The organism is Methylobacterium organophilum (assembly GCF_022179465.1).
Taxonomy (GTDB): Bacteria; Pseudomonadota; Alphaproteobacteria; order Rhizobiales; family Beijerinckiaceae; genus Methylobacterium; species Methylobacterium organophilum.
In genome coordinates this window covers 467,859-483,438 of sequence record NZ_BPQV01000001.1, presented here as the reverse complement: position 1 = coordinate 483,438, position 15,580 = coordinate 467,859, and the positions used below count along the sequence as shown (strand labels likewise).

16 protein-coding genes are annotated in these 15,580 nt (G+C 73.2%); 11 read left to right on the top strand and 5 right to left on the bottom strand.

Annotated features, from left to right (window positions below; translation table 11 throughout):
- Nucleotides 1–295: 295 nt before the first annotated feature.
- The 7 genes from MFF21_RS02185 to MFF21_RS02160 all read left to right on the top strand — a co-directional run bounded on the left by MFF21_RS02185 (nt 296) and on the right by MFF21_RS02160 (nt 6,626).
- A complete protein-coding gene (locus MFF21_RS02185; RefSeq protein ID WP_238309537.1) occupies nt 296–2,155 on the top strand; it encodes a sensor histidine kinase in 1,860 nt (619 codons plus the stop codon).
- Nucleotides 2,152–3,492 (top strand): sigma-54-dependent transcriptional regulator, encoded by a 1,341-nt coding sequence (locus MFF21_RS02180; protein WP_238309536.1) that lies wholly within the window; start codon nt 2,152–2,154, stop codon nt 3,490–3,492. Before MFF21_RS02185 ends, MFF21_RS02180 begins: the two co-directional genes overlap by 4 nt.
- An 80-nt stretch (nt 3,493–3,572) precedes the next feature.
- Entirely contained in the window at nt 3,573–3,791 is a 219-nt protein-coding gene (locus MFF21_RS02175; protein WP_238309535.1) for a type II toxin-antitoxin system ParD family antitoxin, read from the top strand.
- On the top strand, nt 3,778–3,999 hold the full coding sequence (locus MFF21_RS24030) for a type II toxin-antitoxin system RelE/ParE family toxin (RefSeq protein WP_308445644.1): 222 nt from the start codon (nt 3,778–3,780) through the stop codon (nt 3,997–3,999). Before MFF21_RS02175 ends, MFF21_RS24030 begins: the two co-directional genes overlap by 14 nt.
- Entirely contained in the window at nt 3,996–4,121 is a 126-nt protein-coding gene (locus MFF21_RS24025; protein WP_308445643.1) for a hypothetical protein, read from the top strand. Before MFF21_RS24030 ends, MFF21_RS24025 begins: the two co-directional genes overlap by 4 nt.
- A gap of 75 nt (nt 4,122–4,196) precedes the next feature.
- Nucleotides 4,197–5,495, top strand: a complete 1,299-nt coding sequence (locus tag MFF21_RS02165) for an RsmB/NOP family class I SAM-dependent RNA methyltransferase (protein WP_238309650.1) — start codon at nt 4,197–4,199, stop codon at nt 5,493–5,495.
- A 117-nt stretch (nt 5,496–5,612) separates the two neighbouring features.
- A complete protein-coding gene (locus MFF21_RS02160; RefSeq protein WP_238309534.1) occupies nt 5,613–6,626 on the top strand; it encodes an alpha/beta hydrolase in 1,014 nt (337 codons plus the stop codon).
- Between the two features lie 8 nt (nt 6,627–6,634).
- On the opposite strand, the gene MFF21_RS02155 is transcribed toward MFF21_RS02160, so the two are convergent.
- The gene (locus MFF21_RS02155; RefSeq protein ID WP_238309533.1) at nt 6,635–7,519 is read right to left on the bottom strand and encodes an SDR family oxidoreductase; all 885 of its coding nucleotides are present in this window, start codon (nt 7,517–7,519) and stop codon (nt 6,635–6,637) included.
- 108 nt (nt 7,520–7,627) lie between these two features.
- Here MFF21_RS02155 and MFF21_RS02150 point away from each other — a divergent pair, with 108 nt between their 5' ends.
- A complete protein-coding gene (locus tag MFF21_RS02150; protein ID WP_238309532.1) occupies nt 7,628–8,044 on the top strand; it encodes a winged helix-turn-helix transcriptional regulator in 417 nt (138 codons plus the stop codon).
- Nucleotides 8,045–8,187: 143 nt separating this feature from the next.
- Here MFF21_RS02150 and MFF21_RS02145 read toward each other — a convergent pair whose 3' ends face one another.
- Nucleotides 8,188–8,415 (bottom strand): hypothetical protein, encoded by a 228-nt coding sequence (locus MFF21_RS02145; protein ID WP_238309531.1) that lies wholly within the window; start codon nt 8,413–8,415, stop codon nt 8,188–8,190.
- A gap of 205 nt (nt 8,416–8,620) precedes the next feature.
- On the opposite strand from MFF21_RS02145, the gene guaA reads away from it, so the two are divergent.
- Nucleotides 8,621–10,186 (top strand): glutamine-hydrolyzing GMP synthase, encoded by a 1,566-nt coding sequence (gene guaA, locus MFF21_RS02140; RefSeq protein WP_238309530.1) that lies wholly within the window; start codon nt 8,621–8,623, stop codon nt 10,184–10,186.
- Nucleotides 10,187–10,196: 10 nt separating this feature from the next.
- Here guaA and hrpB read toward each other — a convergent pair whose 3' ends face one another.
- Nucleotides 10,197–12,692 (bottom strand): ATP-dependent helicase HrpB, encoded by a 2,496-nt coding sequence (gene hrpB, locus MFF21_RS02135; protein WP_238309649.1) that lies wholly within the window; start codon nt 12,690–12,692, stop codon nt 10,197–10,199.
- Nucleotides 12,693–12,908: 216 nt separating this feature from the next.
- Between hrpB and MFF21_RS02130 the strand changes: the two genes are divergently transcribed.
- Nucleotides 12,909–13,217: a hypothetical protein gene (locus tag MFF21_RS02130; protein ID WP_238309529.1), complete on the top strand. Its 309-nt coding sequence runs from the start codon at nt 12,909–12,911 to the stop codon at nt 13,215–13,217.
- An 84-nt stretch (nt 13,218–13,301) separates the two neighbouring features.
- Here MFF21_RS02130 and MFF21_RS02125 read toward each other — a convergent pair whose 3' ends face one another.
- Nucleotides 13,302–13,559, bottom strand: a complete 258-nt coding sequence (locus MFF21_RS02125; RefSeq protein ID WP_238309528.1) for a hypothetical protein — start codon at nt 13,557–13,559, stop codon at nt 13,302–13,304.
- 284 nt (nt 13,560–13,843) lie between these two features.
- Here MFF21_RS02125 and MFF21_RS02120 point away from each other — a divergent pair, with 284 nt between their 5' ends.
- Nucleotides 13,844–15,145 carry an HlyC/CorC family transporter gene (locus tag MFF21_RS02120; RefSeq protein ID WP_238309527.1) on the top strand — a complete coding sequence of 434 codons (1,302 nt, stop codon included), beginning with the start codon at nt 13,844–13,846 and terminating at the stop codon, nt 15,143–15,145.
- On the opposite strand, the gene MFF21_RS02115 is transcribed toward MFF21_RS02120, so the two are convergent.
- Nucleotides 15,142–15,564, bottom strand: a complete 423-nt coding sequence (locus MFF21_RS02115; protein WP_238309526.1) for an organic hydroperoxide resistance protein — start codon at nt 15,562–15,564, stop codon at nt 15,142–15,144. The two genes, MFF21_RS02120 and MFF21_RS02115, sit on opposite strands and share 4 nt — an antisense overlap.
- Between the last annotated feature and the right edge of the window lie 16 nt (nt 15,565–15,580).

Below are 15,580 nucleotides of genomic sequence, written 5' to 3'. Positions count from 1 at the left end.
CCTGTCAGGCGGTGGATCGGTCCGCGGCTCGGTCGGCGGGCCCTTTTCGGGGCCGCGCCGCTGTCCGCTCTTGCTTTTGGCCTGTCGGCGCACAGCTCTGCGGTTGCGGCATGACTGTGCTTCGCCGGCCGAATGGCAACCGGCATGCCAGCGCCGGAGGGCCATTAAGTTTTTGCTAACCGGCTGAAATGCGTACTATTTTTCCTCATCCCCGCCCGGCGTCCGGAACGGCCTTTGCGGGGATCCGCACGAGACGGCCTGAATCGTTCCGGAAATCCGGAACGCGGGCGCCGGCATGAGGGAGGCCGCGCACCACGGGCTCGCCCGGCACCGTCGGGGACTCGCCCTGCTCCTCGGCCTCGCCGCGATGGCGCTCGCGGCCTGGGCCGGGGGGCGGGTGGCGGAGCATCGGGCCCTGGCCGATCTGCGCCGCGGCGCGCGCTCCGCCCTGAGCCTCCAGGTCGCCGCCCTGCGGGCGGAGATGCAGACGCAGAGCGCCCTGCCCCTGGCGCTCGCCGCCGATCCGGAGATCGCCCGGGTGGCGCGGGACGCCTCGGATCCGGCCCTCGTCGCCCGGGTCAACGGGCGGCTCGCCCAGATCGCCGAGGCGACGGGCGCGGCGGTGATCTACGTGACCCGGGCCGACGGCATGACGGTGGCCGCGAGCAACGCCGCGACCGAGCGCAGCTTCGTCGGGCGCACCTACGCCTTCCGGCCCTATTACAAGCAGGCCATGGCGGGGGGCGCGGGCTCCCAGTTCGCCCTCGGCACCGTGAGCGGGCGGCCGGGCTTCTATCTCGCCCGGCGCCTGCCCGAGGCCGTGGGCGTGGTGGTGGTCAAGATCGAGTTCGACGCCGTCGAGGCCGCCTGGCGGAAGGGGGGCGAGACGGTCTTCGCGGCCGATCCCCGCGGCATCGTGCTGGTGGCGAGCGATCCCGCCTGGCGCTTCATGGCCCTGCGCGGCATCGACGAGGCGGAGCGGCGGCGCATCCGCGAGGCGCTGGAATTCGGCGAGGCGCCGCTGGCGCCTCTGCCCGTCTTCCCGACCCGGGACGGCCCCGACCGGGTGCGCGTCGGCAAGGGCGCGGAGCTGGCCCGCCCCGCCCTGATGCTCGACGCGCCGATCCCCGGCACCGACTGGCGGCTCCATACCCTCACCCCCATCGCCGCCGCGGTGGAGCGCGAGCGGGCGCAGGGCCGCGTCATCGCCCTGCTCGCCACCGGCCTGTCCTGGCTCGGCCTCGCCACCCTGATCGGCCGGCGGCGGCGGATGCGGGCGCGCCTCGCCGCGGCCGCGGCCGGGCGCGAAGAGCTGGAAGCCCGCGTCGCCGAGCGCACCCAGGCCCTGAGCGAGGCCAACCGGCAATTGCGCGGCGAGATCGAGGAGCGCCGCCGGGCCGAGGCCGAGCGGGAGCGCCTGGGCCGGGAACTCGCCCAGGCCGGGCGGCTCGCGGCGCTGGGCCAGTTCGCCGCCAGCATGGCCCACGAGATCAACCAGCCGCTCGCCGCGATCCGCACCTATGCCGACAACACCGCGATCCTGGTGCGCCGGGGCCGGGTGGAGGACGCCGCCGAGAACGTCTCGGCGATCGGCCGGCTCACGGAGCGGATCGGGGCGCTGACCCGGCAATTGAAGGGCTTCGCCCGGCGCGCCTCGGGCCGGCGCGAGCCGGTGCGCCTCGCCGAGACCCTGCGCGGCAGCCTGGAGGTGGTCGGCGCCCGGGCGGCGCAGGCGGGCATCGCCCTCTCCGTGGCGGCGCCCGCCCCCGACCTCGCCGTGCTCGGCGACGGGCCGCGGCTGGAGCAGGTTCTGGTCAACCTGCTCCAGAACGCGCTGGACGCGGTCGCCGGGCGGCCGGCGCCGCAGGTGACGCTGACGGTGGAGGAAGGGGCCGAGCGCGTCGCCGTGGCGGTGGCCGATAACGGCCCCGGCATCCCGCCGGACACCCTGGCCCAGGTCTTCGACCCGTTCTTCACCACCAAGGCGGAAGGTCTGGGCCTCGGGCTCGCCATCGCCCGCGGGATCGTGGAGGAAAGCGGCGGCACCCTCTCCGTGCGCTCGAGCCCGGAGGCCACCGTCTTCCGCATGGAACTCCCCCGCGCCCCGGCTCCGCAGGCCGCCCGCGGCGAGGCCAGCCTGGAGCCGACCCGATGAGCTTCGACCCCGCCGAGCGCATCGTCTTCGTCGACGACGAGGAGGACATGCGCCGCGCCAACCGCCAGAGCCTGGAGCTCGACGGCTTCTCCGTGGAGACCTTCGAGACGGCGGAGGCGGCGCTGGCCGGCATCCAGGCGCAGCCGCCGGGCGTCGTCGTCAGCGACGTGCGCCTGCCGGGGATGGACGGGCGCGCCCTGTTCGAGCGCCTGCGCGCCCTCGACCCGGACCTGCCGGTGATCCTCATCACCGGCCACGGCGACATCACCATGGCGGTCGCGGCCATGCGGGAGGGCGCCTACGACTTCCTGGCCAAGCCCTACCCGGCCGAGGCGCTGATGGGCTCCGTGCGCCGCGCCCTGGAGCATCGCCGCCTCGTCCTGGAGAACCGGCGCCTCAATGCCCGCCTCGACGCGGCGGTGGAGGAGGACCCCGCCTTCCTCGGCGTCTCCCCGGAGATCGTGGGCCTGCGCCGCCTCGTGCGCGACATCGCCTCGGCGGATGTCGACGTGCTGGTGCTGGGCGAGACCGGATCCGGCAAGGAGGTGGTGGCGAGCGCCCTGCACCGCTGGAGCCGGCGCGCGCAGAAGAACTTCGTCGCCATGAATTGCGGGGCGCTGCCCGACAGCGTGGTCGAGAGCGAGCTGTTCGGCCACGAGGCCGGCGCCTTCACCGGCGCCCTGAAGCGCCGGGTCGGGCGCATCGAGCACGCGCAGGGGGGCACGCTCTTCCTCGACGAGATCGAGAGCATGCCCCTCGGCCTGCAGGTGAAGCTCCTGCGCGTGCTGCAGGAGCGGGTGGTGGAGCCGCTCGGCACCAACGAGCGCCGGCCCGTCGACATGCGGGTGGTCTCCGCCACCAAGGTCGATCTCGGTCAGGAGGCCGCCGCCGGCAGCTTCCGCGACGACCTCTACCACCGGCTCAACGTGGTCACGATCGCGATCCCGCCCCTGCGGGCGCGGCGGGAGGACGTGCTGCTCCTGTTCCAGCACTTCCTCGGCCGCGCCGCCGCCCGCTTCGGGCGCGAGCCGCCGCCAATGTCGGGGGCGATCCGCGACCACCTCCTGCGCCATGCCTGGCCGGGCAACGTGCGCGAGCTCGACCATTTCGCCGAGCGCTGCGCCCTGGGCCTGGTGCCGCAGGCGGCGGTTCCGGAGGCCGGGCCGGCGCCGAGCCTGCCCGAGCAGGTCGAGCGCTTCGAGCGCGGCCTGATCCGCGAGGAGCTGATCATGGCCGGCGGCGACGTGAAGCTCGCCGCCGAAGCCCTCGCGGTCCCCCGCAAGACCCTCTACGACAAGATCGCGCGCTACGGCCTGACGCCGAACGACTACCGTTAGGCGGCAGGCCGGCCCCGGCGCGCGATGCACGCTCCCGGATTCCGTGGCACGATCGGCCCCGGGCAAGGCGAGGCGGGATCATGCGGCCGGCCGACACGATCAACGTCACCCTGGCGCCGGAGATGCTCCAGGCCGTGCGCGAGAGCGTCGAGGCGGGCGAATACGCCTCGCCGCCCTCCGGCGCCCGCATCCGCCGCTCCCTGGACGATCCGCGGCCTCCCTTGAGCCTGAAAGAGGTCGAGGCGCGCATCGAGGGGCTGCATGCCGAGACCGTGAAGGCGCACCGTGACGCCTCTTGAGGTCGTGCTCCTCGAAGAGGCGAGTGCCGATCTCCTGAATATCTATCGCTGGGTCTACGAAGCCAGCCGCGACCCGAACGTCGCCAGGCGTTTCCTCGACCGCCTTCCGGCCCGCTGCGATCGCAGCGGCGATGCTCCGCGGGGCGGCCGTCTCCGGGACGACCTCGAGCCTGGTTTGCGCCTGTCCCCTTCGAACCTTCGGCCGTGATCGCCGATCGGATCGCGACCAACCGCGTTTGCATCGCCAACGTGTTCTATGGCGGCCGGGACTTCGAGGCCCTGTCTCGGGGCCGGGATCCGGAGGAGGTGCCGCCGGCCTCCGACGCGTGAGCGGGGCTTGCCTTGGGGCGGCAACGCCGCCAAAGCGGCCCCTCGCCGACTCTCAGAGCCCCCTCGGAGCTTGCCCTGACTCCCTCCGCCCGCCTCTCCGCCGCCATCGAGGTCCTCGCCGAGATCGGCGAGCGGCGCCGGCCCGCCGCCGACGCCCTCAAGGATTGGGGCCTCTCCCACCGCTTCGCCGGCTCGGGCGACCGCGCGGCCATCGCGAGCCTGGTCTATGACGGCCTGCGCCGGAAGGCCTCCGCCGCCTGGATCATGGGCGAGGAGACGCCGCGGGCCGTGCTCATCGGCATGCTGCGCCTGCAGCGGGGCCTCGCCGCCCCCACCATCGCCGGCCTGTTCGACGGCGCCCGCTTCGCCCCCGCGCCCCTGAGCGAGGCCGAGACCCGGCGCCTGAACGAGGGCACCCTCGACGATGCGCCGCCGGAGGTCGCGGGCGACGCGCCGGCCTTCGTGCTGCCCGCCCTGGAGCGGCTGTTCGGCGCGGACCTGCTGCCGGAATTGCGCGCGCTCGCCCGCCGGGCGCCCCTCGACATCCGCATCAACGCCCTGAAGATCGACCGCGAGGCGGCCCGCGTGCAGGTCGCGCATCTGGAGGCGGAGCCGACCCCGCATTCCCCCTGGGGCCTGCGGGTGCCGCTCGGCGAGGACGGGCGCGGCCCGGCCCTGCATGTCGAGCCGGAATTCCTCGACGGGCTCTACGAGATCCAGGACGAGGGCTCGCAGCTCGCGAGCCTGCTCGCCGACGCGAAGCCGGGGGAGACCCTCGTCGATCTCTGCGCGGGCGGCGGCGGCAAGACCCTGGCGCTCGCCGCGGCCACCGGCAACGGCGCGCGCCTGATCGCCACCGATTCCGATCCCCGCCGCCTCGCGCCGATCCACGAGCGCCTGCGCCGGGCCGGCGCCCAGGCCGAGATCCGCACGCCCCGCGGCGGCCGCGCCCGGGCCGACGTGCTGACGGATCTCGACGGGCAGGTCGACCGGGTGCTGGTCGATGCCCCCTGCACCGGCACGGGCACCTGGCGGCGCAATCCGGACGCGAAATGGCGCCTGCGCCCGGGCAGCCTCGCCACCCGCCTCGCCGAGCAGGCCGCGGTGCTCGACCGGGCCGCGCAGCTCGTGCGGCCGGGCGGGCGCATCGCCTATGTCACCTGCTCCCTCCTGCCGGAGGAGAATGACGGGGCCGTCGCCGGCCTCCTCGCCCGCAGCGGCGGCCGCTTCGCCGCCGAGCCGCCGGAGGCGCTGGCGCAGCGCCGTCCCGGCCTCGCCCCGGCCCTGCGCCTCACGGAGCACGGCCTGCAGATGAGCCCGGCCCGCACCGGCACGGACGGATTCTATTTCGCCGAGATCACCCGGCAGGCTTGAGGGCGTCGCGTCGCGGCCTCGCACCGAGCCCCGCTCAGGGATCGACCACGGCCCTGCTTCGTTCTGAGGGTGGCTGCGCTGCAGGCGGCCCGGGGCGCGTGGCGGGGAAGGGCGCGGATGAAACTCGATCGCAGGGCGCTTCTGGCCGCCGCGGCGGCCAGCCTGTCGGGGCGGGAGGCTGGCGGGACCACCATGGCGCAGACGATTCCCGCGCGGTCCGAGCCGGAACGGGTGCAGCCGCTGCCGCAGGCGGCCCCCGGCTCCGATCTCGAGGTCATCGATCTCTGGCCGGGCCCGCCGCCCGGAGGCGGCGGCCCGCCCGTCACCGAATACCGCTTCGACGAGACCCTGAAGGGCATCATCACCGCCGTGAGCCGGCCCTGCCTGCTGGTGATGCGCCCGGAGCGGCCCAACGGCGCCTCCGTCGTCGTGACGGCGGGGGGCGGCTATCGCCGCATCGATATCGGCCATGAGGGCCTGCCGGTCGGGGCGTGGCTCAACAAGGCCGGCATCACCGCCTTCATCCTGGTCTACCGGCTGCCGGGCGAGGGCTGGAACGCGGGGCCGGATGCCCCCCGCCAGGACGCCCAGCGGGCAATCCGGCTGGTGCGCGGGAGCGCGGCCGATTACGGCCTCGACCCGGAGCGGATCGGCCTGCTCGGCTTCTCCGCCGGCGGCCACCTGATGGGCGAGGCCGCGGTCGGCGCCGCGGCGGATCTCTACGAGCCGGTCGACGAGGACGACACCCAATCCGCCCATGTGGCCCTGGCCGGCCTGATCTATCCCGTGATCACCCTGCGCACGCCCTTCGACCGCACCATCTCCAGCCGGCGCATGCTGATCGGCGAGGACCCGACCGAGGCGCAGCGGCGGGCCTATTCCGTCGACCTTCAGGTGACGGAGAAGACGCCGCCGGTCTTCCTCGTCCAGGCTTCCGACGATCCGATCGCGGTGACCGACCATCCGCTCCTGATGTTCGCCGCGCTCCGCAACGCCAAGGTGCCGGCGGAGCTGCATGTGTTCGAGCGCGGCGGCCACGGCTTCGGCCTCGGCGTGCCGGGCAGCCCGGTGGCCGCCTGGCCCGGCCTGTTCCTGGCCTGGATGCGGGGCCGGGGATTGCTGCGGGCCTGACGCGCCGGTCACCCCTTCAGGGCGGCGGCGATGGTGTCCGCGAAGGGCGTGGTCGGGCGGCCGATCAGGGTGCTGAGGGCGTGGCCGTCGTCATCGAGGGCGCCCTTGGCCGCCGCGGCGTCCGAGTCGGCGAGCAGGCTCGCCACGAAGTCCGGCAGGCCGGCGCCGAGCAGGGCCGCCTTGAACTCCGCCTCCGGCAGGTCGCGATAGGCGACCGGCTTGCCCGAGAGGGCCGCCACCGTCTCCGCGAACTGGGCCAGGGTATAGGCCGCGTCGCCCGCAAGCTCGTAGGTGCGGCCGGCTTGGACCTCCGGCGCCGTCAGCACCGCGGCGGCGGCCTCGGCGTAGTCGATCCGTGCCGCGGAGGCGATGCGGCCCTCGCCGGCGCTGCCGAGAAAGACGCCATGGGCCAGGGCGGGGGGAATCGAGGCCGTGTAGTTCTCCGTGTACCAGCCGTTTCGCAGGAGGGCGTAGGGCAGGCCCGAACCCGTCACCAGGGCCTCGCTCCGGCGATGCTCCTCGGCGAGCCCGAGGGGCGAGGTGTCGGCGCGCAGCACGCTCGTATAGGCGAGGAAGCCGACCCCCGCGGCCTTGGCCGCCTCGACCACGTTGCGATGCTGGGCCACCCGCTGACCGATCTCGCTGGAGGAGATCAGCAGCAGTCGGTCGATGCCGGCGAAGGCCGCCGTCAGGGTGTCCGGCCGGGCGTAATCCGCCACGCGCACCGCGATGCCGCGGTCGCGGAAGCTCGCTGCCGCCGCGCCGGCGGGATCGCGCAGGCCGGCCACGATGCGCTCGGCGGGCACGCGCGTCAGGAGCGCGTCGACCACGAGCCGACCGAGCTGGCCGCTGGCGCCGGTGACGAAGAGGCGGGGGGAAGACGCGTCGGACATCGGATGCTCCGTTTCAGTCTCAAAGTGGAGCATGGTATTTATATGAGACCTTCTGCCCCCGTAAGGAGGCAGCTTTTTCGCCCAAGGTTACCCCGGAGGAACCGCGCCATGTCCGAGAGCGACCGCATCGCGGACAAGTTCACGCAATGGCAGGGCGCCGGCTTCGACGCGACCCGCTGCCCGGTCCGCGACGTGCTCGACCATCTCGGGGACAAGTGGACGACGCTGATCGTGATCGCGCTCGCCGCCGGCCCGCGCCGCTTCAACGAGATCGACCGGCTGATCCCGGACATCTCGAAGCGCATGCTGACCCAGACCCTGCGCAACCTGGAGCGGGACGGCTTCGTCACCCGGCACGTCTTCCCGACGAAGCCGCCGAGCGTCAGCTACCGGCTCGCGCCCCTGGGGCATTCGCTGCTGGGGCCGCTCGCCGCCCTGATCGACTGGGCCGAGGCGCGGCACGGCGAGATCGCGCAGGCGCGGACGCGCTACGACCGGGCGGAGGGAAGCTCCGAGGCTGCCTGAATCGTCCCCGATGCTGCGCACCATTGCAGGATTGTGCAATGCGGAACCGAGCCCGGCTGCCGTCATTGCCCTCGCATTACTGGCGGCCTGAGGCGTCTCAAGCGACGGGGCGGCGTCGGGGCCGCCCCGTCCGTCGTCCGGTCTCAGAAGCAGCGGCGCCGGCGTTCGATGACGGTGCGGCCGAAGGGGCCGCGGCGCTTGACGATCACGGTCTTGCAGCGCGGGCCGCGCACGACCCGGCGCTCGACGATCCGGGCCTGGCTCACGAGGCCGTCCTGGAGGGACGGGCCGGCGAACGGAAGGGCGGCGGCCGGCGCGGCCGCGCCGAGGCCTGCGAGGGCGACGACGGCACCGATGATGGCAGCTCTCATGGTCGGATGACTCCTGTCCGTTTCGAGGGACGGGCGGTCTCGCATCCATAGGTTGAATGAAGAGTTAATGGGTTGCAGACCCGCGCCGGGCGATCCGCGGGGCGTGCGACCCCCGAGCTCGCCTCGGCCCGGCTCCGCGCGCAGACGCGTTGCGCCGCCCCGGCCCCTCGTCTAACCCGGGCCTTTGGAAGGCCCGCGTGACAGCATGACCATCGACACCTCGCACCACGACAAGATCCTGATCGTCGATTTCGGCTCCCAGGTGACCCAGCTCATCGCGCGGCGGGTGCGCGAAGAGGGCGTCTATTGCGAGATCGTGCCCTTCACCAAGGCCGAGGCCGCCTTCGACGAGCACCGGCCCAAGGGCGTGATCCTGTCGGGCGGCCCCGAATCGGTGACGACGGACCTGTCGCCGCGGGCGCCGCAGAAGATCTTCGAGGCGGGGGTGCCGGTCTTCGGCATCTGCTACGGCCAGCAGACCATGGCGGCCCAGCTCGGCGGCCAGGTCGAGGGCGGCCATCATGCCGAGTTCGGCCGGGCCGAGGTCGAGATCCTGTCGGACTCGCCCCTGTTCAAGGGCGTCTGGCAGGTCGGCGAGACATACCCGGTCTGGATGAGCCACGGCGACCGGGTGACCAAGCTGCCCGAGGGCTTCAGCACCATCGCGATGTCCCGCAACGCCCCCTTCGCGGCGGTGGCGGACGAGGGGCGCCACTACTACGCGGTGCAGTTCCACCCGGAGGTGCACCACACCCCCCACGGCGCCCTGCTGATCCGCAACTTCGTGCGCGACATCGCCGGCTGCTCCGGTGACTGGACCATGGGCACCTATCGCGAGGAGGCCATCGCCAAGATCCGCGAGCAGGTCGGCCAGGAGAAGGTGATCTGCGGCCTGTCGGGCGGCGTCGATTCCTCCGTCGCGGCGGTGCTGATCCACGAGGCGATCGGCGACCAGCTCACCTGCGTCTTCGTCGATCACGGCCTGCTGCGCCTCGGCGAGGGCGAGGAGGTGGTCCGCCTGTTCCGCGACCACTACAACATCCCTCTGGTCCATGTTCAGGCGCAGGACCTGTTCATCGGCGCGCTCGAGGGCGTCGACGACCCGGAGGTGAAGCGCAAGACCATCGGCCGGCTGTTCATCGACGTTTTCGAGGCCGAGGCCAAGAAGATCGGCGGCGCGGCCTTCCTCGCGCAGGGCACGCTCTATCCGGACGTGATCGAGAGCGTGTCGTTCTCCGGCGGCCCCTCGGTGACGATCAAGAGCCACCACAATGTCGGCGGCCTGCCCGCGCGCATGAACATGAAGCTCGTGGAGCCCCTGCGGGAATTGTTCAAGGACGAGGTGCGGCTCCTCGGCAAGGAGCTCGGCCTGCCGGACGCCTTCGTCGGCCGCCACCCCTTCCCCGGCCCCGGCCTCGCCATCCGCTGCCCCGGCGTCATCACCCGGGAGAAGCTGGAAGCCCTGCGCAAGGCCGACGCGATCTATCTCGACGAGATCCGCCAGGCCGGGCTCTACGACACGATCTGGCAGGCCTTCGCGGTGATCCTGCCGGTGAAGACGGTGGGCGTGATGGGCGACGGGCGCACCTACGACCATGTCTGCGCCCTGCGCGCCGTCACGTCCGTCGACGGCATGACGGCGGATTTCTACCCCTTCGACATGGCCTTCCTCGGCCGGGTCGCGACCCGGATCATCAACGAGGTGAAGGGCATCAACCGGGTGACCTACGACATCACCTCGAAGCCGCCCGGCACGATCGAGTGGGAGTGAGCCGAAGCGCTCACGTCCCCCGCGGCTTGGCCCTGCGCGTCGGCGGCTCGGCGAGGGGATCCTCCGGCCAGGGGTGGCGCGGGTAGCGCCCGCGCATCTCCGTCCGCACCGCGGCCCAGGAGCCGCGCCAGAAGCCCGGCAGGTCGCGGGTGATCTGGATCGGCCGGTGGGCCGGGGAGAGCAGGTGCAGGACGAGGGGCACGCCGCCGCCGATCGCGGGATGGCGGGCGAGGCCGAACAGCTCCTGCACCCGCACCGCCAGGACCGGCTCCTCGCCGGATTCGTAATCGACCGGGATGCGCGATCCCGTCGGCACCTCGACATGGGTCGGCGCGTCCCGGTCGAGCTGCGCCCGCTTGTCCCAGGGCAGCAGGCCGTGCAGGGCCTGCACGAGATCGTCCGCCGTCACCGCGTCGAGGCCGGCGCGGCCCTCGATGGCGGGGGCGAGCCAGTCCTCGACCGAGGCGGTCAGGGCATCGTCGGACAGGTCCGGCCAGTGCCCGGGCTCGGCCCGGGCCAGGAAGCGGATGCGGGCGCGCCATTGGCGCGAGGCCGATGTCCAGGGCAGGCGCTCCAGGCCGAGCCCGGCGATGCCCCGGGCGAGCACCCGGGCGGCCTCCGCATCGGCGGGCACCGGCAGGCTGCGCTCGGCGAGCGTCACGGCGCCGAGGCGCCGGGCGGCGCGGGCGCGCAAAGCCCGGGCCTCGCGGTCGAAGACCACGCTCTCGCGCTCCGCGATCCGATCGGAGAACAGGGCCTCGATCGCCGCCGGCTCGATCGCCGCGGCGGCGAGGATGCGGGCCGCCGCGGCGCTGCCGGTGATGTCGGCGACCACGATAGAGGGGGCGCGGGCGAGCGGGCTCGCCGGGTCGAGGCGCCCGGCCCGCCCGTTCACCATCAGGAACTCGCCGTCCCGGCCCCGGCCGCGGGCCACCCGGTCCGGATAGGCCAGGGCCAGCAGGCTGCCCGGCCCCTCCGGCAGGCCGGAGGGCGCCGGGCCGCGGGCGAGGTCCCGCGCATGGCGCTCCGCCTCCTGCGCCCAGCGCTGGGCGAGGCGGCGCATCTCCTCGGCCCGCGGACCGCGCTCGCGCCCGGCCCGCTCCACCCGCTCGGCGAGGTCGACCGCATCGCCGCCGAGGCCGCGCTCGACCAGGACGGCGGCGAGATCCGCCGCCGCCCGCGCCCGGCCGAAGCCGGCCGCCGAGAGCAGCATCCGGGCGAGGCGGGGCGGAAGCGGCAGGGCCCGCAGGGCCCGGCCCGTGGCGGTGAGCCGCCCGTCGGCGTCGAGGGCGCCGAGATCGGTCAGCATCGCCCGCGCCTCCTTCAGGGCCGGGGCGGGCGGCGGGTCGAGGAAGGCGAGCGTGGTCGGATCGGTGACGCCCCAGGCCGCACCGTCGAGGAGCAGGCCGGAGAGGTCGGCGGACAGGATCTCGGGCCGGCCGAAGGGCTCCAGGGCGCCGGTGGCCGCTTCCGCCCAGAGCCGGTAGCAGATTCCCGGCTGCGTGCGCCCGGCGCGGCCCCGGCGCTGGTCCACCGAGGCGCGGGAGGCCCGCGCCGTGACGAGGCGCGTCATCCCGATCCCCGGCTCGTAGACCGGCACCCGGGAGAGGCCGGAATCGACCACGATGCGCACACCCTCGATGGTGAGCGAGGTCTCGGCGACGCTGGTGGCGAGCACCACCTTGCGCCGTCCCGGGGGCGCGGGGGCGACGGCCCGGTCCTGCTCGGCCCGGTCGAGGGCGCCGTAGAGCGGGGCCAGCTCCACCTCCGGCCCGACCCTGTCGGCGAGCCGCTCCACCGTGCGGCGGATCTCGCCCTGGCCCGGCAGGAAGGCGAGGACGGAGCCCGGCTCGGCCCGCAGCGCCCGAAGAACCGCCTCCGCCACCGCGTCCTCGATGCGCTGATTCGGGTCGCGGTCGAGATGGCGCGTCTCGACGGGGAAGGCGCGGCCCTCGGATTCGACCACCGGCGCCTGCCCGAGAAGGCCCGCCACGCGGGCGCCGTCGAGGGTCGCCGACATCACGAGCAGGCGCAGGTCGTCGCGCAAAGCGCCCTGGGCGTCGAGGGCCAGCGCCAGCCCGAGATCCGCGTCGAGGGAGCGCTCGTGGAACTCGTCGAACAATACGGCGCCGATCCCGGTGAGCTCGGGATCGTCGAGGATCATGCGGGTGAACACGCCTTCGGTCACCACCTCGATCCGGGTGCGGCCGGAGATCTTCGAGCCGAGGCGCACGCGCAGGCCCACCGTCTCGCCGACGCGCTCGCCCAGCGTCGCCGCCATGCGCTCGGCCGCGCCCCGGGCGGCGAGCCGGCGGGGCTCGAGCAGGATGATCCTGCGGCCGGCGAGCCACGGCTCGTCGAGCAGGGCGAGGGGCACGCGGGTGGTCTTGCCGGCGCCGGGCGGGGCGACGAGCACGGCGGAGGAGCCCCCGCGCAGCGCATCGCGCAACCGCGGCAGGGCGGCTTCGATCGGCAAGTCGGATCTGTCGGAGGCCGTCTCGATCATGCGGCGCTGGTGGCCCGGATGCGCGGCGCAGGCAACCGGCAATCGCCCGTCACCGGCTCTCCACGCGCCGTGGGAGAACACGCCGGCAAACGAATGGAAATCCCTCGCGGGTCGAGGTTTTTTCTTGATGAGATCCAGATTTTTCCGAGGAACGACTCTGTCTCGGCCGACTTAAGCGCAGGACGTGCGAACGGCACTTCGAGAGAGACTGAACAGATGCGCAAAGCCCTCACCCTCGCCGCCGGCCTCGTGCTGGGCAGCCTCGTCGGCCCGTTCTCGGCCTCCGCCGCGCCGGCCATGCCTCAGCCGGGCGTCGTCGCCGGTGAGACGCTGGCCACGAGCGTGCGTCACCGCGCCTGGCACCATCACCATCATCGCCATGGCTGGCACCACCGCACCACCAAGGCCGAGCGCATGGCCCGCCGCCGCAACACCCACCTGCACGGCAACCCCAACGCCCGGAACCCGGAGCGCCCCGGCTACCAGCAGCAGCTCGGCAACACCACGAACGGCCCGCGCTACTGATCGCGGCGTTCGCGACGAGAAAAGAGAAACCCGCCGGATTGCCCTCTGGCGGGTTTCTTCGTGGAGAGGGCACGGGCGGGTCTGTCAGGGATGGGCGGCGGTGCGCACGGGCGCCTCGGCGGCGTCGAGCACGGCGCGGCAGCCGGCGCTGATCGCTGCCCGCTTGCTCTTGAGGCAGGCGGTGATCCGCGTGGCGTTCGGGATGTCCCCGGCGCAATGCCTGAGCACGTCGGGGGCGCAGGCGGCCCGCTGGGCGCTGGTGACCTGAGCACCGGTGACCTGGGCGAAAGCGGCGGGAGCGGAGAGCGCGAGCACGAGGGCAGCAAGCGGCAGGCGGGGCACGATGAGGTCCTTTCGGGTCGATCCCGGGACCGGCTTTCGTCCGATCCGCTGACCGTCATCTTGCCGAGGACTGTCCCGATCGCGGTGCGGGCCGGCACGCGGAGCGGGACTGTTTCGCCAAGCCTGACGGGATCGCGCCTGACCTTGCCGTGTTCTTGTGCGGATCGGCACGGAACCCGGCTCCGGGCCGGCTCGGGTTGCGCTGCGCGCGCCGTGTCGCGAGGCGGCCGCTGCTGATAAGCTTGCGCCCGAGAAAACCGGCTCCTCTGGCGTCTCATCCATCCATGGACCACACCGAAATCTGGCTCGCGGCGAGCATCGTCGCGATCTCCCTGCTGCTCTCGGCCTTCTTCGCCGGTGCGGAGACGGCCTTCACCGCCGCCTCCCGGGCGCGGATGCTGGCGCTGGAGACCGCCGGCCATCGCCGCGCGGGCATCGTCAACCGTATCCTGGCGGCCCGCGAGCGCTTCATCGGCGCCATGCTGATCGGCTACAACGTGGTCGCCATCGGCGCCTCGTCCTTCATGGCGAGCGTGCTCAGCGCGCTGTTCGGCAAGAGCGGCGTGCTCTACGCCACGGCGACCATGTCGGTGCTGGTGATCGTCTTCGCCGAGGTTCTGCCGAAGACGCTGGCGATCAACAACGCCGACCGCTTCGCCCTGCTCACCGCCCGGCCCGTGGCCTTCGCCGTGGGGTTGCTCGCCCCCTTCGCCCTGGCCGTGGAGCGGCTGGTGCGGCTGCTGCTGCGGCCCTTCGGCGTCTCGATCGACGCCCATCAGTCGATCCTGTCCGCGCAGGACGAGATTCGCGGGCAGCTCGCCCTGCTGCACCGGGAGGGCGGCGTCGAGAAGGCCGATCGCGACATGCTCGGCGGCCTGCTCGACCTGAAGGAGCTCACCGTCTCCGAGGTGATGGTCCACCGCACCCGGATGCGGGCCATCGACGCCGACCTGCCCTCGCAGGACATCGTGCGCGAGGTGCTGGCCTCGCCCTATACGCGGATGCCCCTGTGGCGGGAGAGCCCGGAGAACATCGTCGGCGTGCTCCACGCGAAGGACCTGCTGCGGGCCCTCGACGCCGCGGGCGGGGACGCCTCCGGCCTGAAGGTGGAGGCCCTGGCCCTGGAGACCTGGTTCGTGCCCGCCACGACCTCCCTGCGCGACCAGCTCAAGGCCTTCCTCGCGCGCAAGACGCATTTCGCCCTGGTCGTCGACGAGTACGGCGAGGTGATGGGGCTGGTGACCCTGGAGGACATCCTGGAGGAGATCGTCGGCGACATCGCCGACGAGCACGACGTCTCGGTCTCCGGCGTGCGCGTGCTGCCCGACGGCTCGGTCAACGCCGATGGCGGCGTGCCGATCCGCGATCTCAACCGGGCGATGGACTGGAACCTGCCCGACGACGAGGCCACGACGGTGGCCGGCCTCGTCATCCACGAGGCGCGGGCGATCCCCGATACGGGGACCGCCTTCAACTTCCACGGCTTCCGGTTCCAGGTGCTGCGCAAGGCCCGCAACCGGATCACCGCCCTGCGGATCACGCCGCTCGCCCCCCAGCGCAAGCCGGAGGGCCCGAGCGAGCGTTAGGCGACGGAGATGTCGACCTGGATGTTGCCGCGGGTGGCGTGGGAATAGGGGCAGACCACGTCGGCGCGGCGGACGAGATCCTCGGCCTTGGCGCGCTCGATCCCCGGCAGGCTGACCTTCAGCGCCACGGTGATGCCGAAGCCCTGCCCGTCGTCGCGCTTGCCGATGCCAACCGAGGAATCGATCCGGGCCTCGTCCGGGATGCGGACCTTGTCCTGGCCGGCCACGAACTTCACCGCGCCGAGGAAGCAGGCAGCGTAGCCGGCCGCGAAGAGCTGCTCGGGATTGGTGCCGGCGCCGCCGGCGCCGCCGAGCTCCTTCGGGGTCGACAGGCCGACCGTGAGCTTCTCGTCGCTGCTCGCGGCGGAGCCCTCGCGGCCGCCGGTGGCATGGGCCTGGGCGGTGTAGAGAACCTGCATGTGTCGTCTCCTTCGT